The 21,033-nt window shown below is 62.2% G+C and carries 17 protein-coding genes and 1 pseudogene; 12 read left to right on the top strand and 6 right to left on the bottom strand.

From position 1 onward, the window contains the following. The first annotated feature begins 77 nt into the window (after positions 1-77). From mltA to trpS, 6 genes are all read left to right on the top strand, one after another. On the top strand, positions 78-1,193 hold the full coding sequence (gene mltA / locus O6760_RS07090) for a murein transglycosylase A (RefSeq protein WP_269584784.1): 1,116 nt from the start codon (positions 78-80) through the stop codon (positions 1,191-1,193). A 3-nt stretch (positions 1,194-1,196) separates the two neighbouring features. Further along, positions 1,197-1,766: a Smr/MutS family protein gene (locus O6760_RS07085; protein WP_269584783.1), complete on the top strand. Its 570-nt coding sequence runs from the start codon at positions 1,197-1,199 to the stop codon at positions 1,764-1,766. Between the two features lie 4 nt (positions 1,767-1,770). Beyond that, entirely contained in the window at positions 1,771-2,142 is a 372-nt protein-coding gene (locus tag O6760_RS07080; protein ID WP_269584782.1) for a helix-turn-helix domain-containing protein, read from the top strand. Positions 2,143-2,772: 630 nt separating this feature from the next. Beyond that, on the top strand, positions 2,773-5,607 hold the full coding sequence (locus O6760_RS07075; protein ID WP_269584781.1) for a [protein-PII] uridylyltransferase: 2,835 nt from the start codon (positions 2,773-2,775) through the stop codon (positions 5,605-5,607). A gap of 32 nt (positions 5,608-5,639) precedes the next feature. Beyond that, complete coding sequence (gene murJ, locus O6760_RS07070; RefSeq protein ID WP_269584780.1) at positions 5,640-7,202, top strand: murein biosynthesis integral membrane protein MurJ; 1,563 nt, start codon at positions 5,640-5,642, stop codon at positions 7,200-7,202. 121 nt (positions 7,203-7,323) lie between these two features. After that, entirely contained in the window at positions 7,324-8,403 is a 1,080-nt protein-coding gene (trpS, locus tag O6760_RS07065) for a tryptophan--tRNA ligase (RefSeq protein ID WP_269584779.1), read from the top strand. Positions 8,404-8,773: 370 nt separating this feature from the next. Here the strand turns inward: trpS and O6760_RS07060 are convergent, their stop codons facing one another. Next, a complete protein-coding gene (locus tag O6760_RS07060; protein ID WP_269584778.1) occupies positions 8,774-9,088 on the bottom strand; it encodes a cupin in 315 nt (104 codons plus the stop codon). Between the two features lie 136 nt (positions 9,089-9,224). Here O6760_RS07060 and O6760_RS07055 point away from each other — a divergent pair, with 136 nt between their 5' ends. The 4 genes from O6760_RS07055 to O6760_RS07040 all read left to right on the top strand — a co-directional run bounded on the left by O6760_RS07055 (position 9,225) and on the right by O6760_RS07040 (position 15,963). Then, positions 9,225-9,641, top strand: a complete 417-nt coding sequence (locus O6760_RS07055) for an Lrp/AsnC family transcriptional regulator (RefSeq protein ID WP_269584777.1) — start codon at positions 9,225-9,227, stop codon at positions 9,639-9,641. Between the two features lie 108 nt (positions 9,642-9,749). Continuing rightward, positions 9,750-12,164: a PAS domain-containing hybrid sensor histidine kinase/response regulator gene (locus O6760_RS07050; RefSeq protein ID WP_269584776.1), complete on the top strand. Its 2,415-nt coding sequence runs from the start codon at positions 9,750-9,752 to the stop codon at positions 12,162-12,164. Between the two features lie 290 nt (positions 12,165-12,454). Then, a complete protein-coding gene (locus O6760_RS07045; protein ID WP_269586224.1) occupies positions 12,455-13,390 on the top strand; it encodes a GNAT family N-acetyltransferase in 936 nt (311 codons plus the stop codon). A 311-nt stretch (positions 13,391-13,701) separates the two neighbouring features. After that, entirely contained in the window at positions 13,702-15,963 is a 2,262-nt protein-coding gene (locus O6760_RS07040; protein WP_269584775.1) for a transglycosylase domain-containing protein, read from the top strand. Positions 15,964-16,519: 556 nt separating this feature from the next. On the opposite strand, the gene O6760_RS07035 is transcribed toward O6760_RS07040, so the two are convergent. The 5 genes and pseudogenes from O6760_RS07035 to O6760_RS07015 all read right to left on the bottom strand — a co-directional run bounded on the left by O6760_RS07035 (position 16,520) and on the right by O6760_RS07015 (position 19,597). Then, positions 16,520-17,071 (bottom strand): hypothetical protein, encoded by a 552-nt coding sequence (locus tag O6760_RS07035; protein ID WP_269584774.1) that lies wholly within the window; start codon positions 17,069-17,071, stop codon positions 16,520-16,522. 228 nt (positions 17,072-17,299) lie between these two features. Continuing rightward, positions 17,300-17,566, bottom strand: coding sequence for a CRISPR-associated protein Cas2 (locus O6760_RS07030; protein ID WP_269584773.1), 267 nt, complete (start codon positions 17,564-17,566; stop codon positions 17,300-17,302). Between the two features lie 236 nt (positions 17,567-17,802). Next, positions 17,803-18,024 (bottom strand): annotated as a pseudogene (locus tag O6760_RS07025) (transposase); the annotation flags it as partial. 190 nt (positions 18,025-18,214) lie between these two features. After that, complete coding sequence (locus O6760_RS07020) at positions 18,215-18,622, bottom strand: hypothetical protein (protein WP_269584772.1); 408 nt, start codon at positions 18,620-18,622, stop codon at positions 18,215-18,217. 144 nt (positions 18,623-18,766) lie between these two features. Continuing rightward, positions 18,767-19,597, bottom strand: coding sequence for a LysR family transcriptional regulator (locus O6760_RS07015; protein WP_269584771.1), 831 nt, complete (start codon positions 19,595-19,597; stop codon positions 18,767-18,769). An 88-nt stretch (positions 19,598-19,685) separates the two neighbouring features. Here O6760_RS07015 and O6760_RS07010 point away from each other — a divergent pair, with 88 nt between their 5' ends. Both O6760_RS07010 and O6760_RS07005 read left to right on the top strand, forming a co-directional pair. After that, positions 19,686-19,943: a hypothetical protein gene (locus tag O6760_RS07010; RefSeq protein ID WP_269584770.1), complete on the top strand. Its 258-nt coding sequence runs from the start codon at positions 19,686-19,688 to the stop codon at positions 19,941-19,943. Beyond that, positions 19,940-20,833 (top strand): EamA family transporter, encoded by an 894-nt coding sequence (locus O6760_RS07005; RefSeq protein WP_269584769.1) that lies wholly within the window; start codon positions 19,940-19,942, stop codon positions 20,831-20,833. Before O6760_RS07010 ends, O6760_RS07005 begins: the two co-directional genes overlap by 4 nt. The last annotated feature ends 200 nt before the right edge of the window (positions 20,834-21,033 follow it).

Genomic DNA, 21,033 nt, shown 5'->3' with positions numbered 1-21,033 from the left:
CCGTCTCCCGTCTCGCCTGCCTTTTAAAGGGCGCGGTTTTGACCGCGCCGCTTTTTGTTTCAGGAGCGGTTCCTGCCATGGCTGACGGCCCGCAGATCCCTGATCACCTCCACAAGGTGGCTTTTGCCGATCTGGCGGGATGGCGGGAGGACGATCATGCGGCGGCCCTGGAAAGTTTCCTGCGCCTGTGCGGCAAGCCGGAGGTTCTCGATGCCAGCCCGACCTTCCCGCGTGTTGCGCCAGGCATCCTGGAGGCATTGTGCGACGAAGGCAAGCGGTCCGGCCGCGCCTCGGCGGATGCGGCGCGCCGGTTCTTCGAAACATGGTTCACACCTTATCGTGTCGACCGGAAAGGTTTTGTGACGGCCTATTTCGAGCCGGAACTGGCGGCTTCGCGCGAGAAGACACTAGATTATGCCGTGCCGCTTTTGAAGAAACCCGATGGGCTCGAACCGGTCGGCGTCGCCGACCGGCCCCGGGACTGGCCAGCGCATCTGAGCCACGGCCGGCGCGTGAACGGCAAGCTCACGGAAATGCCTGACCGGGGCGCCATCATGGCCGGGGCCCTGGACGAGGAAAACCTTGAACTGGTCTGGCTGGCCGATCCTGTCGACGCGTTTTACGTCCATGTCCAGGGGTCCGCCCGTCTGCGCCTCGCCGACGGCACGGTCATGCGGGTCGGATATGCCGGCAAGACCGGCCATCCCTATACCGGCATTGCACGGCTGCTGGTCGAGCGCGGCGAAGGTACGCCGGAAGACTTCACCATGTCCGGAACGAGGGCCTGGCTGGAAGCGCATCCGGAGGAGCGTGACGCGCTGTTCAGGAAAAACCGGTCCTACATCTTCTTTCGCGAGGTGACCGAGGTCGGTTCCGAAGACGGGCCGGTCGGCGCCGCCGGCCTGGCACTGAGCGCGGGCCGAAGCCTGGCGGTCGATCCGGATCATATTCCCTATGGCGGGCTGGTGTTTGTCGGTACCGATTTCGACCTGCCCGCGGCAGGCGGGACATTTCGGCGCCTGATGGTCGCGGACGACACCGGATCCGCGATCAAGGGTCCGGCAAGGGGCGATGTTTTTGTCGGCTCCGGGGAGACCGCCGGTGCCATCGCCGGAGAGATCCGTCATCCGGCGACCTTCACGCTGCTTGTGCCCAACCTGGCACTTGGCTCCGGCACGGTGGTGACGGACTAGGGCATGGCGAGGCGGGGCAAAAAGGGCGCACTCTCACCGGAGGACCGGGAGCTCTGGGGCAAGGTTGCCCGGACGCTGACGCCGCTCGACGCCGACCGCGCCAAGCATCTCCAGGAGGAACTGGCCCAGGCAATCGAGGACGCGCCTGCCAAACCCGCCGCGCCGCCGAAGACGGCAACCGCGATCAAGGCACCGCCGGCGGCACGGCCACCCAAGGCACCGCTGCCGTTGCACCAGCTGGAACACCGCTACCGCCGCAAGGTCGTGCGCGGCGTCAAGGCCATCGACGCCCGCATAGACCTGCACGGGCTGACCCAGCATCAGGCCCATGAGCGTCTGCGCGGCTTCCTGTATCAGGCCCAGGCACGGCGGCACCAGATCGTGCTGGTGATCACCGGCAAGGGTGGAGGTCCGGAAAGAGCCTATATGGACGAGCGCGGCGTTTTGCGCAGAATGGTTCCGCAATGGCTGTCGATGCCGGACGTGCGCGGTGTCGTGCTCGGTTATGAGGAAGCGCATCCGAGCCACGGCGGCGCCGGTGCACTTTATGTCCGCATACGCAAGAAAAGGTAGGACCGTGACACCGCTTGGGGCAAAAATCCGGGAATTGAGGACAAAGCGCGGCGTGTCGCTCAAGGAAATGGCGGCGGCCCTGTCCGTTTCGAGCGCCTATCTGTCCGCGCTGGAACACGGCAAGCGCGGCAAGCCGACCTGGTTCCTGGTGCAGCGGATCATCACCTATTTCAACGTCATCTGGGACGAGGCGGAGGAAATCCAGCGCCTTGCCGAACTCAGCGATCCACGGGTCACCATCGACACGGCCGGCATGGACCCCAAGGCAACGGAGCTGGCCAACCAGCTGGCCCTGAAGATCGGCGTTCTGTCGGAAGACTCCCTCGCCGCCCTCCTGCACCAGCTGCGCGTGGCTGCCGTGAAGGATGATGTGTAGGGGCATGACCCACTGGCGTTCGGTTAGACAGGAGCCTCTGTGCGCAAACAGGCTTTGCCGCTTGTTCCAGTCTCCCCCTCAAGGCAGGGCAATCGCATTCGGCAAAGCATGGCTCCCTCTCCTGGTGGGAGAGGGTTGGGGTGAGGGAACAAATGCCTGTGAAGACCGAAGAGGTCTGCCCCCTCACCCGGACCTTCGGTCCGACCTCTCCCAGCGGGAGAGGTAAACTGGCGACTGCGGACAGGTCGTCTGTCAAACGCGATAGCCCTGCCCCTTGAGTGGGGAGAGGGGTGCAAGTGGTAAGGCGCTGCGTGTCCCGGATCGGGAGAAGCGTAACTATCGACAATGAAACAATGACCTGTTGAAACTGAGCCGCGTGAAACCGGACACCGGTGGGCCTGACCCGGCAATCCATGGCGCGACCTCGCGAAATACCAGCTTTTCACCGGTGGAAACGGAACGGCAGGGATGCCATGGTCGGGCCATGGCATGACGCGAGGAATTAGGCGTTTTGACGTCCGGACCGGAAACACCGGCATCCACCTCTCAGAAGGATTTACGTGTCCTTCAACAGGGAACTCTATATAACCTCACCGAAACCCGCGCTTTTGAACGGAACACTGAATCAGCATGAAACTTGCCCAGGAAGACCTAGCCGGACTGATCGACGCCGACGACCTGAGACATCGCCTGACCGCCCTGACCGCGGATCACGACGGCGACGGCTCCGGCATGAAGACCCGGTCGGCGGTGCTTGCAGAGCTGAAACAGGTCGTCAGGGACGCACGTGGCAAGGCGCAGGCCGGGCTCAATGACGACGGTCGCGGAGTGGTCTGCGCCGCCCGCCTGTCCTTCATCCAGGATGAACTGATCCGTGTGATCTACGACTTCGCGCTGCATCACGTCTACCGGATCAAGAATCCCTCCACCGCCGAGCGCATGTCGGTCGTCGCGGTTGGCGGTTATGGCCGGGGCACGCTCGCGCCGGGCTCCGACATCGACCTGCTGTTCGTGCTGCCCTACAAGCAGACCCCCTGGGGCGAGCAGGTGGTCGAATACATCCTCTACATGCTCTGGGACCTGGGCTTCAAGGTTGGCCACGCGACGCGCAACATCGAGGAATGCCTGCGCCTGTCCCGCTCCGACATGACCATTCGCACGTCGATCCTCGAAGCCCGCTTCATCTGGGGCGACGAAGCCCTGTTCGAAAACCTGGTGCAGCGCTTCGACAAGGAAGTGGTCGAGGGCAGCAGCTCCGAGTTCATTGCCGCCAAGCTGCTGGAACGCGACGAGCGCCACAAGCGCCAGGGCACGTCCCGCTACCTGGTCGAGCCGAACATCAAGGAAGGCAAGGGGGGGCTGCGCGACCTCAACACCCTGTTCTGGATCACCAAGTACCACTACCGCGTCGACAGCCAGTCGGAACTGGTCAAGAAAGGCGTTTTGACCCGGTCGGAATACGCGCGGTTCAAGAAGTCGGAGGATTTCCTGTGGGCGGTGCGCTGCCACCTCCACTTCCTGACCGGACGGCCCGAGGAACGCCTGTCCTTCGATGTCCAGCGCGAGATTGCCATCCGCCTCGGCTATACCCAGCATCCGGGCATGAAAGATGTCGAGCGCTTCATGAAGCACTATTTCCTCGTGGCCAAGGATGTCGGCGATCTCACCCGCATCATCTGTGCCGCGCTCGAGGAGGAACATGTCAAGGAGCCGCGCGGCAAGGGCCTGAGCGGCATGATGAGGCGCTTGCGCGGCGGCCGTTTGTCCAACACCGCCAAGCCGGTGGAAGGCGCGTCGGGCTTCGTTGTCGAGAACAACCGGCTCAATGCCGTTTCCGACACCGTCTTCGAGACCGACCCGACAAACCTGCTGCGGGTGTTCCAGATCGCCGACAAGCATGACTACAACATGCACCCGAACCTGACCCGGCTGTTGCGTCATTCGCTGAAACTGGTGGATGCGGAGCTGCGTGCCGATCCGGAGGCGAACCGGCTGTTCCTGTCGATCCTGACATCAAGGCACACGCCGGAAAAGGCGCTGCGGAAGATGAACGAAACCGGTCTCCTCGGCCGTTTCGTGCCCGAGTTCGGCAAGGTCGTGGCGATGATGCAGTTCAACATGTATCACCACTACACGGTCGACGAGCACCTGATCCGCTCCATCGGGGTCCTGGCGGATATCGAGCGGGGCAATTCCGGCGACGACCATCCGCTGGCGACGGACCTGATCCTGACCTTGCAGAACCGCAAGGTGCTCTATGTCGCCATGTTCCTGCACGACATCGCCAAGGGACGTCCGGAGGACCATTCGATCGCGGGAGCCAAGGTCGCGCGCAAGGTCTGTCCGCGTTTCGGCCTGAACGAGGCGGAAACCGAAACCGTCGCCTGGCTGATCGAGCATCACCTCGACATGAGCACCATCGCCCAGTCGCGCGATCTGGCGGACCGCAAGACCATCACGGATTTTGCCCATACGGTGCAGTCGCTGGAGCGGCTGAAACTGCTGCTGATCCTGACGGTTGCCGATATCCGGGCGGTCGGGCCAGGCGTGTTCAACGGCTGGAAGGGGCAGCTGCTGCGCACGCTCTTTTATGCGACCGAACCGCATCTTTCCGGCGGTCACACCAAGATGTCGCACAAGCAGGCCATTGACCAGGCCAAGGAGGAGCTCAACGGCAAGCTCGGTCATTGGCCGGCCAAGGACCGCAAGGCCTACATGAAGCGCCATTACCCGGCCTACTGGCTGCGGACCGAGCCGGAGCGCCTGCTCGCGCATGCCGAGCTGCTGCACGCAGCCGACACCGACAACAAGCGGCTGGCGTTCCACGTGATCCCGCGCGCGTTCGAGGGCGTGACGGAACTGGCCATCATGGCCCCGGACCATCCCAGGCTGCTGTCGATCATCGCCGGTGCCTGCTACACGACCGGCGCCAATATCGTCGATGCGCAGATCGACACGACCACGGACGGCTTTGCCCTCGACACGATCTTCATCGGGCGGGAACTGCCGGACGATTCGGATGAACAGCGGCGCGGCGAGCGCATCGCCCAGCTGATCGAGACCACCCTGCGCGGTGACGAGCGGCTGCCTGAGCCCGTTTCGAAAAAGAGCGCCATGAAGGGCCGGATGAAGGCTTTCAAGGTTGCCACCGAGGTCCTCGTCAACAACGCCCTTTCGGACGACTACACGGTTCTGGAGATTTCCGGCCTGGATCGGCCGGGCCTGCTTTTCGACCTCACCCGGTCGATCGCAACGCTCAATCTCAATATCGGCTCGGCCCATATTTCCACCTTCGGCGAGAAGGTGGTCGACGTCTTCTACGTCACCGACCTCACCGGACAGAAGATTGCCAATATCGGCCGTCAGGAGATCATCCGTGAACGCCTTTCCGGGGCGGTGGAAGGCAATGTGGAGCTCGATCCCGCCGCTCCGGTCACCCGGAAAGTCCAGCGACAGGCTTCGTGAATGAACACATTGGTCTCCGGAGCACGGCCGGCATGAGTCTTGTCCGCAATTTCGCGACGGTCGGCGGCGCGACGCTGCTCAGCCGCCTGCTCGGCTTCGTGCGCGATGTGCTGCTGGCCGCCGCCGTCGGCGCCGGTCCGGTCGCCGATGCCTTCGTGGTCGCCTTCCGCCTTCCCAACCTGTTCCGGCGCCTGTTCGCCGAAGGTGCGTTCAACTCCGCCTTCATCCCCCTGTTCGGCCGCGCGGTCGAGGAACAGGGCGACGAGGGCGCGCGCCGCTTTGCCGGCGAGATCGGTGCCGCTCTGCTGTTCTGCCTCCTGGCGCTCACCGCCCTGGCGCAGATCTTCATGCCTCTCGTGGTCTGGGCGCTGGCGCCCGGCTTCGCGGAGGATCCGGCGAAATACGACCTGACCGTGCTGATGTCGCGGATCGCGTTTCCCTATCTCATCTTCATGTCGCTGCTGGCCTTCATCGGCGGCATCCTGAACACCTATCAGCGGTTTGCGGCGGCCGCGTTCGCGCCGGTGATGCTCAACGTGGTGATGAGCCTGGTGCTCGGCGGCGTGCTGCTCGCCGGTGTCAAGACCGACCTGACGCTGGGTATCATCCTGTCGGTGGGCGTCACGGTCGGCGGCATCGTCCAGCTGCTGGTCGTGGTCATCGACCTGAAGCGGCTCGGTTTCCGCATCCCGGTCTTCCGGCCGCGCTACACGAAATCGGCCCGGCGGCTGCTTGTGCTCGGCATTCCGGGCGTTGTCGCCGGCGGGGTCACCCAGATCAACATCGCGGTCGGCCAGATCATCGCCTCCATGCAGGAAGGCGCCAACGCCCTGCTCTATTTCGCGGACCGGCTCTACCAGTTGCCGCTCGGCGTGATCGGCATCGCCATCGGCGTGGTGCTGCTGCCCAGCCTCACCCGCCAGTTGCGCGCGGGCGAGACGGCGGCCTATCAGCACAGCCTCAACCGGGCGCTGGAATTCTCCCTGGTTCTGACCCTGCCGGCGGCGGTCGCGCTCGCCGTCATACCCCACGAGATCGTCTCGGTGCTGTTCCAGCGCGTGCGCTTCGATGCGGCCGCCGTCGACGGCACGGCCGCGGCCCTGACCGCCTTCGCCTTCGGCCTGCCCGCCTTCGTGCTCAACAAGGTGTTCTCGCCAGGTTACTTCGCCCGGGAGGACACCAAGACGCCGATGCAGTTCGCGATCGCCGGCATGGTGGTGAACGTGCTGCTGTCGATTGCGCTCTTCCCGGTGCTCAAGCATGTCGGCATCGCGCTGGCGACCACGCTGGCCGGCTGGGTCAATACCGGCCTCCTGATCGTCGTGCTCTGGAAGCGCGGACATTTCGCGCCGGATCTCAAGCTGCTGCGTCGGTTGACGCTGGTCCTGCTGGCGAGCCTCCTGATGGGTGTCGTCGTCTATTTCGCGGCCCGGGCCCTTGCACCCTGGCTGACCGACACCTGGCTGCTCATCCGGGCGGCAAGCCTGGTCCTGCTGGTCCTCACCGGCATGGTAACCTTTGCGCTCTTCACCCAGCTCAGCGGCGGCTCGAACCTCCTCGGCATGCTGAAAGCGTTGACACGGCGCAACACCTGACGGCGAAACGTGTTTCTCCGCCGTTTCCAGCTTGCATAAGACCTGGTGCGGGCTTAAACCCGGCGCGCCCAAACATTCTACAGCGCCCTTCCAACCGGCCGCACCAATAAAGGGATCTGAAATGGCGGAGTTCCAGCCCCGTGTCTTCTCCGGCGTCCAGCCGACCGGCAATCTTCATCTCGGCAACTACCTGGGCGCAGTGTCGCGCTGGGTGCCGCTGCAGGACCAGATGCCGACCATCTTCTGCGTCGTCGACAGCCACGCCATCACCGCCGGCTTCCCGGATCCGCACGAGCTTGCCGAAGCCACGCGCGAAGTGACCGCCGCCTACATGGCGGCAGGCATCGATCCGAAGAAATCGATCATTTTCAACCAGTCCCAGGTGCGTGAACACACGGAACTGGCCTGGATCTTCAACTGTGTCGCGCGCATGGGCTGGCTCAGCCGCATGACCCAGTTCAAGGAGAAAGCGGGCAAGAACCGGGAAAACGCCTCCGTCGGCCTGTTCGCCTATCCGAACCTGATGGCCGCCGACATCCTGGCCTACCGGGGAACGCATGTTCCGGTCGGCGACGACCAGAAGCAGCACCTGGAGCTGACCCGCGACATCGCCGCCAAGTTCAACAACGACTTCGCGGACCGGATCAAGGAACTGGGCATCGGCGTGCCGAACCCGACGCCGTCGCCGGAACTGCCCGAGTATCTGTACTTTCCGATGACCGAGCCGATGATCGCCGGCCCGGCAACCCGGATCATGTCGCTGCGCGACGGCACCAAGAAGATGTCGAAGTCCGATCCCTCGGACCTGTCGCGCATCAACCTGACCGACGATGCCGAGACGATCGCCAAGAAGGTCAAGAAGGCAAAGACCGATCCGGATGCCCTGCCGAGCGAAACCGAAGGCCTGGAAGGCCGCCCGGAAGCGGACAACCTGGTCGGCATCTATGCCGCGCTGAACGGCCAGTCGAAGGAGGAGGTGCTGAAGGAATTCGGCGGCCAGCAGTTCTCCGCCTTCAAGCCGGCCCTGTCCGACCTGGCGGTGGCCAAGCTCTCGCCGATGACCGACGAAATGCGCCGGCTGATGGAAGACAAGGCGGAAATCGACACGGTTCTGAGAGACGGTGCCGAAAAGGCCTCCACCATTGCCGAGCCGGTGCTGAAGGACGTCCGCAAGATCATCGGTTTCCTCGACGTGCGCTGAGGCACCGCAGACCGCTGCAAGTCAAGGACCCCGGCAGAAATCTGCCGGGGTTTTTCATTAGAGCTTTTCCCGGGCAGAAGGAACCAATGTGGCCGGGAAAAGCTCTAGGTGACGGACTCATAAATGAAGACTAAATGGCATGGAAAATGGCGAAACACCGCCAGGAAGGGTGCGTAGAGCGGGCTTTTTGCCCGGTCAAGCGCGCTGACGACGCGGAGTGAAGCCATTTCCATGTCCTTCGGATTTGACCGAATTGGGCTTCCTCGGCGTCGCGAAAGTCTTGAAAATGAACCACATTTCCTGCGCTTTCACTCCTTGATGAAGACCAATTCGCCTCACACCATTTCATCTTCATTTATGGGTCCGTCCCCTAAACGCTGTCCCTGCGCTCGACAACCAGGATCCGGGCCTCGCCGACCGGGTGGGCGACATGCGCGTCCCCCTCTTCGGCAAGGAAGATCTGCCCCTCTTCAAGGCGCTGGATCTTCTCTTCGCCGGCCTGGCGGTAATGCATGTCAACCGTACCGGCCAGCACCACGAACACTTCGGGACCGTCATTGACGTGCCACCTGTAGGGCCGGTCGGTCCAGTGAAGGCGTATGGTGACAGTGTCCACTTCGCCGATAAGCCTTGCGTCCCAGGCCCGCTCGGCGGTGAAGCTTTTTGTGTCCAGATGAAACTGCATGAAACTCTCCCGCTGTCTGCCGGGAGTTCTCTAACGCAGGCCGCGGCCGGTTGCCGCCGGCAATTTGACCGGCCGGACCGGCTTTTTTCCGGTTTCCGGCAGCGGCAATCGGGACGGGACAGTGGTAAAAGACCACATGGATTCGATTGACCGGACTTTGCTGCGGCTTCTTGAGACCGACAGCCGCACCCCCTTGAAAACCCTGGCTGCCGAGGTCGGGCTTGCCCGCTCCAGCGTGCAGGCGCGCCTTCGGAAACTGGAGGACGCCGGCATCATCCAGGCCTATACGGTCCGGGTCAGCGATCCCGATGCCGCACGGGTCGAAGCCTATCTCTGGATCAGGACCGGATCCGCGACATGCGCGGCCATTGCGCCCGCCCTGGCGCGCCTGGAAGGTGTCGTCCAGTGCCGGTCCATTTCGGGCGACAGGGACATGGTTCTGCTGGTTCGCACAGGCACGCTTGAAGAGGTGGCCGAGCTGCGCAACAGGGTCGCGGACATGGAGGGAGTTGCCGCGGTTGAAACCCATCCGGTGCTGAAGGACTGGGTCTGATCCGCCTGGACGAGCCAACTTTTACTGTTTGTTTCCTTCAAATGAAACGGTTTCTCAAAGTTTAGACGGCACTCTCCGGGCAACTGGGTCTTGTAGAGAGTAACGATCTTGGTCAGTCAAAACAGCGAGCGTGCCGCCAATGTTGTGCCGGATGCCGACGACGCGGAAGATCAACGCCTTGCCGATGGGCAGAATCGCTCTGCACATGAAAACCTGACCTCAACGAAAACTTCGGAAGCCATCGAACCGGACGATGCTGAAGACGGCGGACCCGATGTCGGACCGGGCCGGAGGGCCACGGACCTGCCGGTATCCGCGCCCGCAAAATCGCTGCAGCATCTGGCCGTTGCCGGGCTGGTGGTCGGCCTGATTGCCGCCTTCCTGCTCGTATCGGCCGAAGGCATCAACCGGTTCTTCAGCGTCGGCCTCGCTTTTTTTGCCGGTGGCCTTGCGGTCTGGCGCCTGTTTGCCGACGACATGCACCGTGCGATCCAGGCCGTGCAGGTGAAGGACGACAAGATCCGCCGCCTGATGGCCCGCTGCGAGGAACTGGAAGACCGGGCCTGGGAACTGGGCGAATCGGATGAACGCCATGCCAGCATCCTGGCCACTCTCGGTGATGTCGTCATCCGCCGCGACCAGGAGGGCATTGTCACCTATGTGAACTCCGCCGCCGACGATGTCTTCGGCTCCGGGCATCACCTGCAACCGGGCAGTCCGATGGAATTGCCGCTTGTCGAGGACGAGCGCAACGGGACTGGCGGCGACGGCGATACGGCCCCGAACACGACCGGCGCCGGGTTTCAGGACTTCTACCTGGAAACCGCCCAGGGCCGCCGCTGGTTCTCCCGCATCGACATACCCGTCCGCGATACAGCGACCGACCGCCAGCTGGTGCAAACCGTCCTGCGGGACGTCACCGAGCGCCGCGTGATCGAGGAGGAACTGCTTGCCGCGCGTCATTCCGCGGAAAGCTCCAACGAGGCCAAGTCGCGTTTCCTGGCCACCGTCAGCCACGAGATCCGCACGCCTTTGAACGGTGTGCTCGGCATGGCGGCACTCCTGCGCGACACCCGCCTGACCAAGGAACAGGGCGCCTATATCGAGGCCCTCGAAACCTCGGGGGAAACGCTTCTCCTGCTGATCGACGAGGTGCTGGACTTCTCCAAGGTTGAGGCGGGCAAGCTGGACATCCACGCCGCGCCGGTGCGCGTCGGCGCGCTGGTCGAGAGCGTTGTCGAACTGCTGGCTCCCAGGGCCCACGCCAGGAAACTCGAGATTGGCGCCCTGCTCGATCCGGACCTGCCGGAGGAAGTGACGCTCGACGCCACCCGTGTGCGCCAGATCCTGTTCAACCTGATCGGCAACGGCATCAAGTTCACCGACGAGGGCGGGGTCGCGATCGAACTTGCCGGGCGCCCCAACCCGGAGGGCGGCAGCTTTCTGGACATCGACGTTCGCGACACCGGCATCGGCTTCGACGAGGGCGAGGCCGGGCGCCTGTTCCGGGAATTCGAGCAGGTCGACCATGGTCCGGCCAGGAAATTCGGCGGCACCGGGCTGGGCCTGGCCATCGCCCAGCGTCTCGCCGGGCTGATGGGCGGCGAAATCTCCGCCAGCCCCTCCCATGAAGGCGGGGCTCTCTTCCGGGTCTCGTTGCCGATTCCCGAAGACCTGTCCGCGGACCGTGACCCGCGCCTAGAAAAGGTCACGGGCCGCAAGGTCGTCTTTGTCAGCAACAGCAAGATCGAATGCCCGCTGCTGGCCGAAAGGCTCAGGCGGCACCGGGCGGATGTCGCGGTGCTGGCACCGGGCAATCCCGAGCTTGACAGCTGTCTCGCCGCAGCGGACCTGCTCGTGGTGGACAATGCCGCCCTTTCCGACAGCGGCGGATGGCTCGCTTCCGCGCGTCTGACAGGGTGCCGGGCCCCGGCAATCGTCATGATCGCGCCACCGGAACGCGAGCGGCTCGAGCATCTGCGCGAAGCCGGATACGCGGCCTACCTGATCCGGCCCGTGCGCATCGAGACGCTGGTGCAGATCTTTGCCGGCCTGCTTGACGATGCGGGCATGGAACATGCCTGGGATGTCAGTGCCGAGCCGCTCAGCAACGGCTTCCTGTCCAACCGGCACAAGGTGCCTGCCCGGCCTCTCCGCCTGCTGGTCGCCGAGGACAACGACATCAACCGGCTCTTGAGCGAGGCCATGCTGCGCAAGCTCGGCCATGTGCCGGTCATGGTGGTAGACGGCGAGAAGGCCGTCGAGGAAGCGGCAAGCGGTGCCTATGACGCCATCCTGATGGACCTGCACATGCCGGGTCTCGACGGTTTCCAGGCAATTCGCCAGATCCGGGCGGACGAACGGGAAAGCGGACGGCCACAGGTGCCGGTGCTGATCGTGACCGCGGATGTCATGAAGGACGCCCGCGACCAGGCCGCGGAGGTCGGCGCGGCCGGCTATCTCACCAAACCGCTTTCCGTCGAGGACATTTCCGACGCCTTGTCCGACATCGGCCGGTCGTGACGCCCGAGGCGGGCCGGCGGCGGACCCACCCAGAGTAGAATTTCCGCTGCCCGCTCCCGCCTAAATTCACAAACCGGACAGACTGGAGTATCTTGCCTCTGGAAAGGGTCCGGAAAAAAACCGGATGTCATCCAGTTGTCGGAATAGTATGTTCTACGGCAGCATCAAAGCACGGTTTCCGTCGCCGGGGTCTTGTCCCGGCAAAGGAAAACCGGGTGGTGGAGCAGTGTCCAGCCTGTGAAAACCACCGTCGTGCGCCAAAAGGAATACATGAGGGTGGAATGTCCATAATGCGGCAAGGGCTGTTTTCTCCCAGGAAACTGGTTCGCAAATTCACACCGGCGATGCGCCCGCGCGCCACCCTGGCAAACGCCCCGCGTCCCGCCCCCCTCCGCACTCCGGTCAAGACAGGTGAAACCCTCGGCCGCATCGGCTCCCTGGAAGTCCGCATGGCCCGGAACTTCAAGGAAGTCAAAAAGGCACAGCGGCTGCGCTACCAGGTCTTCTATGAGGAAATGTCGGCAATTGCCGACGCGCACACGCTGGCAACGCGCAGGGATGCCGATCCGTTCGACGCCTATTGCGATCACCTGCTGGTGGTGGACCATGCCTCGCTGAAACGCAACAAGCTGGGCCGGCTGAAACCGGAAATCGTCGGCACCTACCGCATCCTGCGCCAGGAAGTCGCCGACCGTCACGGCGGGTTCTACACGGCCGGCGAATTCGACATCCAGTCCCTGATCGATGCCAATCCGGACAAGCGGTTCATGGAACTGGGCCGGTCCTGCGTGCTGAAACCCTACCGCAACAAGAAAACCGTCGAGCTGCTCTGGCACGGCATCTGGGCCTATGTCCTGCGGCACAACATCGATGTCATGCTCGGTTGCGCGTCGATCGAGGGGACCAATCCGGATGCCATCGCGGGTCAGCTTTCCTTCCTGCACCACAATGCGCGTGCCCCGGAACAATGGCGCGTGCGCGCCGTGGAAGACCGGTATGTCGAGATGAACCGTCTGGAAGCAGGCGCACTCAATGCCAGGGACGCGCTGCGCGCCCTGCCGCCCCTGGTCAAGGGGTACCTGCGCCTCGGCGCCTTTATCGGCGACGGCGCCGTGGTCGACCGGCAATTCGGCACCACCGATGTCCTCATCATCATGCCGGTCTCCGAACTCAACACGCGCTACGTCAATTATTACGGCGCGGATGCCGGCCGCTATTCCAGCTAGGTCCGGCGGGATCGTCTCCCAACCACAGTGTCACCCCGGACAAGCGAAAGCGCAGATCCGGGGCCCACTTGCCTTTCCGCTTGGGAGAGTGTTGAGGTCGTTGGGGGCTGCTCTGCAGCATCAACTACAGCGGCTCCGGGAATGAGTAGGCCCCGGGTCTCGCTCCGCTCGCCCGGGGTGACCCCCAATTCAAGCCTCACCTTGCCCCCCGCAAAAATCCGAAGCCTTAACGCCCCCTTAAATTGCCGCATTCTAGGATCATTCCCGGGGAAACCGGTGTTTTGCCGGATTCAATAAGGGACAAGGGATCAATGGCGACTCGGGCGAAGCGCCAGCCGCGTATTGAGCCGACATTCGGAGAAAGCGAAAGCAGCCTGCTGGACTTGCGTCTGAGTCCGCGGGACCGCCCGAGCGCGCCCTCCGGCAAGACGTCGTCCAAACCGAAATCCCGGAAAACGACCAAAACAGGCACGCGCAAGAAGGCGGCGCCGAAAAAAACGGCCGCCACAAGCCGCAAGCCGTCCCGCGGCGGCTCGGGCAAGGGCAAGCCCCGGAGTGGACGCTCCGGCGCCAAGCGGCGGGCCGCCAAACGCAAGAACCGTTTCCAGGCACCGACAGCCCTCGGACGGCTGGTCAAGCGTGGCCTCTACTGGTCGATGGTGCTCGGCATCTGGGGCACGATCGCCATGGTCTGTGTCGTCGGCTATTACGCGGCCTTCCTGCCGCCGACCTCCGAATGGCAGGTGCCGGCGCGGCCGCCCAACGTGAAGATTGTTGCCTCGAATGGTGATCTGATCGCCAACCGGGGCGATACCGGCGGCGAGGCCGTGCGGCTGGAACAGCTGCCGCCCTACCTGCCCAATGCGGTGATCGCGATCGAGGACCGCCGCTACCGCTCCCATTTCGGTATAGACCCGGTCGGCCTCGCGCGCGCCATGGTGACCAACCTCACCTCCGGACGCCTGCAGCAGGGAGGGTCGACGCTGACACAGCAGCTCGCCAAGAACCTGTTTCTGGAACCGGACCGGACCATCAAGCGCAAGATCCAGGAACTGGTGCTCGCCTTCTGGCTGGAAGCCGAGTATTCCAAGGACGAGATCCTCGAAATGTACCTGAACCGGGTCTATCTCGGCTCGGGCGCCTACGGGGTCGATGCCGCCGCGCGGCGCTATTTCGGCAAGTCCGCCCGCCTTCTGACCATTGCCGAGGCGGCCACGATTGCCGGACTGCTCAAGGCGCCTTCACGCTATTCCCCCGCCCGCAATCCGGATCTCGCCGAAGACCGCGCCCAACTGGTGCTCGCCGCGATGAACGAGGAAGGCTACATCACCGACGACGAGGCCAAGAACGCCCTCGCGGCCCCGGCCAGGGTCGTGCGCCGCTACACCACCGCCAGCGAGAACTACGCCGCCGACTGGGTCATGGACGTGCTGCCGCATTTTGTCGGCTCGATCGAGAAGGACATCATTGTCGACACGACCATCGATCCGGCCATGCAACAGGCGGCGGAACAGGCGCTGCGCTCGGCGCTGAAGGAAAACCGGGACAAATACGGTGTCAGGCAGGGCGCCATCGTCACGCTTGATACCGCCGGCGCCGTCAAGGCGCTGGTCGGTGGTGCCGATTATTCCAGGAGCCAGTTCAACCGCGCGGTCTATGCCAAGCGTCAGCCCGGCTCCTCCTTCAAGCCCTTTGTCTATCTGGCGGCCCTGGAAAACGGCATGACCCCTCAGACCGTGCGTCAGGACCGGCCGGTGAGATACGGCAACTGGTCGCCGCAGAACTACACCAAGGAACATTATGGCCCGGTGACGCTGACGCGCGCGCTCAGCCTGTCCCTCAATACGGTGGCCGCGCAGCTGGCCCACGAGGTCGGCGCCGGTACGGTGGCGAACACCGCGAAACGGCTCGGCATCTCGTCGGAAATGAAAAAGAACCTGTCCCTGTCCCTTGGAACGTCCGAAGTGACGCCGCTTGAAATCGCCAGCGCCTATGTGCCGCTCTCCAACGGCGGCTACGGCGTGCTGCCGCACATCATCCGCCGGATCAAGACGGTCGACGGCAAGACGCTCTATTCCCGCTCGGGTGACGGGCGTGGCCGTGTCGTGGAGCGCCGCCTCGTCGGCGAAATGAACCTGATGATGTCCGAAACCCTGGTGACCGGCACCGGGCGCAAGGCCAGGCTGGAAAGCGGCCGGCCGGCCGGGGGCAAGACCGGCACCAGCCAGGATTTCCGCGATGCCTGGTTCATCGGCTATACCGGCAACCTGACCACCGCGGTCTGGTTCGGCAACGACGACAATTCACCGACGAAAAAGGCCACCGGCGGTGGCCTGCCCGCCCTGGTCTGGAAAGAGGTCATGGACAAGGCCCATGAGGGCCTGCCGGTGGCGGACCTTCCCGGCGTGCCCAATCTGCCCGCCAGCGTGTCCGCGCCGCGCAAACCCGTACCGAGCGCCAGCGTGGGATCGGGCAGCGACCCCATCCCCCCGGCCCCCATCGGCGGCGACAACGGCTCCGGCGAACGCCGCGGCCCGCTCAACCTGCTCCGGAACCTCTTCGGCGGCGGCTAGGCGCGGACTGTGCTTTCCGGCAGGGAATTCAGGTTCTGGAAGGGAATCCCCACCCCTCCCCACAGGGCTGGTCAATCGCATTTGACTGACGTCCTGTCCGCGGTCGCCAGTTTACCTCTCCCACTGGGAGAGGTCGGACCGAAGGTCCGGGTGAGGGGGCAGACTTTTCTGCAGGCCTCAGGCGTTTGTTCCCTCACCCCACCCCTCTTCCACAGGGAGAGGGAGCCATGCTCTGCCAAATGCGATTGCCTTGCCTTGTGGGGAGCGGAAGGCGCAACGCAACGCCGACGACCCGAGCAACAGCCGTACTCAAGCCCCCTTTCGGGCTTGTTGAACATGCTCGTTTCCCGGGCCTGATCCCCTCCCCCTTGTGGGGGGAATTATAAGTTTGACGTAGCAAGATCGCGATAAGCCTGATTCCCTGAGGAAATCGAAGTCACGCCTGAGAAGATTGAGGTCGGGGTTATCGCTGGCGGTCGGTATTTCCTAAGCGATGATCCAAACGACCGTCATTTTTTGGAGCTTCTTGTAGGGGCAGCGTTTCGCGAAATGTTGCCTATTTGGCAGATGGGCAAAGCTTCTGAACACGATGATCCTTGAGCAGTCCCATTAGCGAGTCCATGTCACGGATAAGTACTTCGAGTTCATGGATTGGTACTTCTCGCTTTTCAAGAAAGAATAGGTCATCTATCGATCTGCTCGATAAAAATGCTGTCGAATAGTCGTCCAACGTGAACCACATGCCGTGAACATAATCGTTTCGTCGTCCATTCAGGCTATAGAAAGAAGAAATCACGGTGTCGTAGAAATCACCCTTACCTTTATTCAGCGGTGATTTTTCAAGAAGATTCAATAGTAGTTTCCGCCTGGCTTCGTTCGAGGTAATGGAGCGAAAGATTTGCCGAGCTGGTAAGTCTAGGTGACCGCCAGATAGGTCCCGCAGGATCTCAATCATTTCATCTTCGACGGTTGTCCAGTAGGTAGCTATTTGACCGACCAGCATGCAATGTCGTTCGCTCCAAAGCCCGGTGAAATAGTGGCCGTCCGGCGTCTTGCGGAATTTAGGGCCAGAATGTCGAACCGGTTTTTTTGATTTTGAAGTATTCATATCAGACACCGATAAAAACCAGATCAGGAAAAGGGCGACGAGGTCCTAAAACGGATGCTCAATACGCCGCCTGATCCTAAGATTAGCAAAGGCAAGCAGGCCAAGGAGACGAAAGATGAAAAGAAGGATCGCTAACATCATACTTTCGTTGCTTGGGCTATCTGCTTGGGACGAGCGCGGCCTTCTGCTCGGTCGAAAGCCGCGCTGCTCAGGAGAGATAGATGAGCTTTAGCCGAAGCGTTCGCTGATCCAGTTGTTAGTGCCCTGATACGCCCTGTGGTGATATGGGCGCTGATCGAAAGGAACGACCATCACCGCGTCGTCATCATCGATAAACCCCTGAAGGTGGTCCCGAACTTCTGACGCAGTGTTGTTGAGGTCCAAGAAAAAGAACGAGCGCATCACCTTGTGTGCATTCAGGCGTTTCATCTCGTCCCAAAGAGTGGGGTAGTCCTTAGAGTTATTCAGCTGATAGCTGACGGCAAAATAAGCCATAAAAGGCCCTTTCTGTGCTGTTCGCAGAGAGAGGACTTGCATACTCGAACGAGTCAGGTAGTTTCGGTTGCGTAATCACTAGCGAGCCCTCTTTCGGCTTGTTTCAGTGAGTGGTGGGCACCTGGACCGTGCCCACCACTTTTCAACGAAAACCGATTCTTACTCTCGGGCAAGCTGTAGATCAGGTTGTCCCCGTTGTTTTGCCACGTCTTCGAAATAATTTGCGCGCTTTCTGCTTAAGCGTGCGCGGCTTCGTCAATCCGCCGATAGGTAAGGCGCTTGCCGCGCGCAACTTCAAGAAGCTTATCAGCGCGTTCCTTATCGGAAACCTTGAGCGAAGCACAGTAGTTGTAGCGGAAATCAAACTCCGCCAGATAGCGCTTCAGGTGAGCTTCTGAGACGTGGTGGTAAACACCGATAATGCCGCGCTTGAGAATGGCAAAGTAGCCTTCTGCGGTGGTGGATTAGGCAACGCCGGGCATATGCTTATAGGCGCCGTAGTCCACCGTCTCGCCCATGCCGCCGTAGGTACGGGCGTTGCGCTTGGATGAGTGCTTGTTCTTCCCCTTGCCGTCGACCCTTCGAGACGGACCTGGCGGTCCTCCTCAGGATGAGGAAGAGGTGTTTGAAACCCGAGGGAAGGTCACCTCAACACTGATGGCTGTAGGTGAACACCAGCGTGTCGGTCGTGAAGCGGCCGGTCGGGCGGCAGCGGTCATGGATCTCGCGGGTGCCGGTGACGGTCACCTGGAGCTGGTCGCCGCGCACGGGACCTTCCACGAAATATTCCAGCGGTGAGCCGGGGCAGTATTTGGAAAAGACCCGGGCCGTTCCCGAGTACCAGTTGCCGTTCTTCACGCCGTTGAAGAGCAGCGTGCCGGGCCGGACGCCCGCATTGGCGAGGACGCCGCGGGGCCGCTCATAGGACAGCCAGCGCTGGTTGCCCTGTGCCTGCAGGCGCATCAGCGACCCGTTGTGGTTCCAGCAGCTGTCGGCAATGGCGGCACCGGTTGCCGCCAGGCTGTAGCCTGTCAGAAGCAATACCAATCCCAGCATTTTATTCCGAAAGCTTCTGAACGTCATGGCATCCCCCCGGTTGGCATGGGTTAATACGAAGCCCAATTGCGAAAGATTGCAACAAATTTCCCGGCAGGAACAGGCGAAGGGCTGCCAGGCAGTGCACCGAAGGGAAAATTCCCTTCAGGCTTGCGACTCAACCGTGGTCCGAAGCCTATGGGTCACACTTTCCAGATACCTCTCCCCCAGGGCGCTGCCTGCAACGATCCGGAGTTCAAGCGGTGGCAAGGCAGGCAATCCAGTGAGCCTTGGCAATCCGGGTGCGTGCAGGGAGCACAAGGCGGGCGCAACCGCCAGACCGGCCCGGATCGCGGCTTCGATGACCAGCAACCCCGATACCTTCGCCTTGGTGATCCATCTGATCCCGGCCCGGTCAAGCGCGGCAAGGGCTGCTTCCCGCATGGCGCATTTGTCCGCATAGACTGCCAGTGGCAGGGGATTTTCTTTTGCCGAAGCAGCGTCGCCCAGCCAGACAAGCGGCAGGCTCGCAACCAGCGTCCCCGCCTGGGAGCGCTCCGGCATCACCAGGATCACGAGGTCGTATCTGTGGCCGATTTCCTGAAGCAATGCCTCCGACGGCCGCGTTTCAAGGTCTAGGGAACAGGCTTCCCCATCCTGTTCGATGGACCTCAGCGCCGGCACGAGACCGTAGGCGGCAACGTCATCCGTGGCGCCAATCCGCAACCTGGGCCGTTCAGACGTCCCGCGTGTTTCTGAAACCGCTATCTGGCGCAGGTCCAGCAATTTCCTGGCATGGCGGTAGAAAGTTTCGCCGGCCGGGGTCAGGGCAACCGAGCGTGTCGAGCGTTGCAGCAATTGCACGCCCAGCTCCGATTCCAGACCCTTGATTTGCTGACTGACCGCAGATTGCGTGCGTGCGACATCCTCGCCGGCTTCCCGAAAGTTCAGACGGTCGCAGACAGCGACAAAGCTCCTCAGGACTTGATCATCCATTGATCGAGTTTTCTAATCAATAGTTATTGAATAATTAATTTCACAATATACGCCTTGGCGGCTTTAGTCCACCGTAGGAGGACAGCCAATGACCCGAAATCCATCCGAAAAACGTGTTTGCTTCGATTTCGAGATCGATTTTTCCAATGGCGGCGGCCTTCAAGGCCAAGGCTTCCGACTCGATATCGACGGTGAGGACATCACAGATGCCGATCTTGCCGACTATATCGTCAGGGACATGCGGTTACTGATGGTCGGCGCGGTGCGGATCTTGAACAAGGTGATCATCGCAGAGGCGCATAAGCGCGGGCGCGGCGACGCTGGCGAACCGGAGGGGCGCCGGTGAGACCGCGTGACGTCGCTCTGGCCCTGGGTGTGGTTTCGATCTGGGGTCTCAATTTTGTGGTCATCAAGATCGGCCTGCAGGATTTCCCACCTGTATTCTTTGCAGCCCTGCGTTTTGCACTGGCGGCCGTCCCTGCCGTCTTTTTCCTAAGACCGCCAAATGCACCGGTCCGGCTGATCATTCTCTATGGTCTCTTCATGTTCGCAATTCAGTTTGCGCTCTTGTTTACCGGCATGGCGCTCGGCATGCCGGCCGGCCTGGCGTCGCTGGTGTTGCAGGGACATGTCTTTGTCACGATTGGGCTGGCGGCCATCCTCTTCAGGGAAAAAGTCCGTCCTTCGCAATTGGCAGGTGCCGGCCTCGCGGCGTCGGGTCTTGGACTTGTCGCCCTCAATACAGGCGGGGAAACCACCATGACGGGGTTGGTTCTGGTGCTTCTGGCCGCCTGTTCCTGGGCGGCGGCGAACCTCGTTTCGAAACGGATCGGCCGCGTGGACATGCTTGCGCTGGTCGCCTGGGGCAGCCTCGTCGCACCTCTGCCGCTGCTGTTGTTATCCCTTGCCCTTGAAGGGCCCCGGCAGCTCGGTCAGGCAATTGAACACCTGACCCTCGGCGGCGCAGCAGCTCTTTTCTACGTGGTCTACCCGACGACGTTGCTGGGCTTTTTCATCTGGAGCACACTGCTTTCCAGATATCCGGCTGCCGTCGTGGCACCTTTTACGCTGCTGGTCCCGGTGGTCGGGTTTCTGTCGGCGGCCGTCTTGCTGGACGAGGCGCTCGAAAGCTGGAAACTGGCCGCGGCAGTGCTTGTGGTGGCGGGGCTCGGCGTCAATCAACTTGGCGCACGGATTCTCAAGTCTGTGATCCCTGCGCGAAGACAACAGAGCTAGGGTCAGGACCTATTAATTTGAATGAAATGGTAGGGATGAATTTGTTCGGATACGAGGCGCGAATCCGCAGGAAACCGTCCGGTTTCCAAAGATTTGCAACGACGTTGCCGGGCAAATTCACCCTATCCCGGAGGGACGCAAAAACGGCTTCGATCTGCTGCGTCACACCGCTCAACCGGGCAGGAAGCCCGCTTATCGCG

Source organism: Roseibium sp. Sym1, assembly GCF_027359675.1.
In the GTDB taxonomy this organism is placed as follows: Bacteria; Pseudomonadota; Alphaproteobacteria; order Rhizobiales; family Stappiaceae; genus Roseibium.
Note: the sequence above shows the minus strand (reverse complement) of the source record. Positions and strands in the feature narration are given on the sequence as shown.

Coding starts and splice junctions, on each gene's coding strand:
- O6760_RS07055 (WP_269584777.1), top strand. CDS start 9,225: ATGGATTCGATTGACCGGACTTTGCTGCGGCTTCTTGAGACCGACAGC.
- O6760_RS07045 (WP_269586224.1), top strand. CDS start 12,455: ATGCGGCAAGGGCTGTTTTCTCCCAGGAAACTGGTTCGCAAATTCACA.
- O6760_RS07030 (WP_269584773.1), bottom strand. CDS start 17,566: ATGGCTTATTTTGCCGTCAGCTATCAGCTGAATAACTCTAAGGACTAC.
- O6760_RS07015 (WP_269584771.1), bottom strand. CDS start 19,597: ATGGATGATCAAGTCCTGAGGAGCTTTGTCGCTGTCTGCGACCGTCTG.
- O6760_RS07060 (WP_269584778.1), bottom strand. CDS start 9,088: ATGCAGTTTCATCTGGACACAAAAAGCTTCACCGCCGAGCGGGCCTGG.
- mltA (WP_269584784.1), top strand. CDS start 78: ATGGCTGACGGCCCGCAGATCCCTGATCACCTCCACAAGGTGGCTTTT.
- murJ (WP_269584780.1), top strand. CDS start 5,640: ATGAGTCTTGTCCGCAATTTCGCGACGGTCGGCGGCGCGACGCTGCTC.
- trpS (WP_269584779.1), top strand. CDS start 7,324: ATGGCGGAGTTCCAGCCCCGTGTCTTCTCCGGCGTCCAGCCGACCGGC.
- O6760_RS07010 (WP_269584770.1), top strand. CDS start 19,686: ATGACCCGAAATCCATCCGAAAAACGTGTTTGCTTCGATTTCGAGATC.
- O6760_RS07075 (WP_269584781.1), top strand. CDS start 2,773: ATGAAACTTGCCCAGGAAGACCTAGCCGGACTGATCGACGCCGACGAC.
- O6760_RS07040 (WP_269584775.1), top strand. CDS start 13,702: ATGGCGACTCGGGCGAAGCGCCAGCCGCGTATTGAGCCGACATTCGGA.
- O6760_RS07020 (WP_269584772.1), bottom strand. CDS start 18,622: ATGCTGGGATTGGTATTGCTTCTGACAGGCTACAGCCTGGCGGCAACC.
- O6760_RS07035 (WP_269584774.1), bottom strand. CDS start 17,071: ATGAATACTTCAAAATCAAAAAAACCGGTTCGACATTCTGGCCCTAAA.
- O6760_RS07085 (WP_269584783.1), top strand. CDS start 1,197: ATGGCGAGGCGGGGCAAAAAGGGCGCACTCTCACCGGAGGACCGGGAG.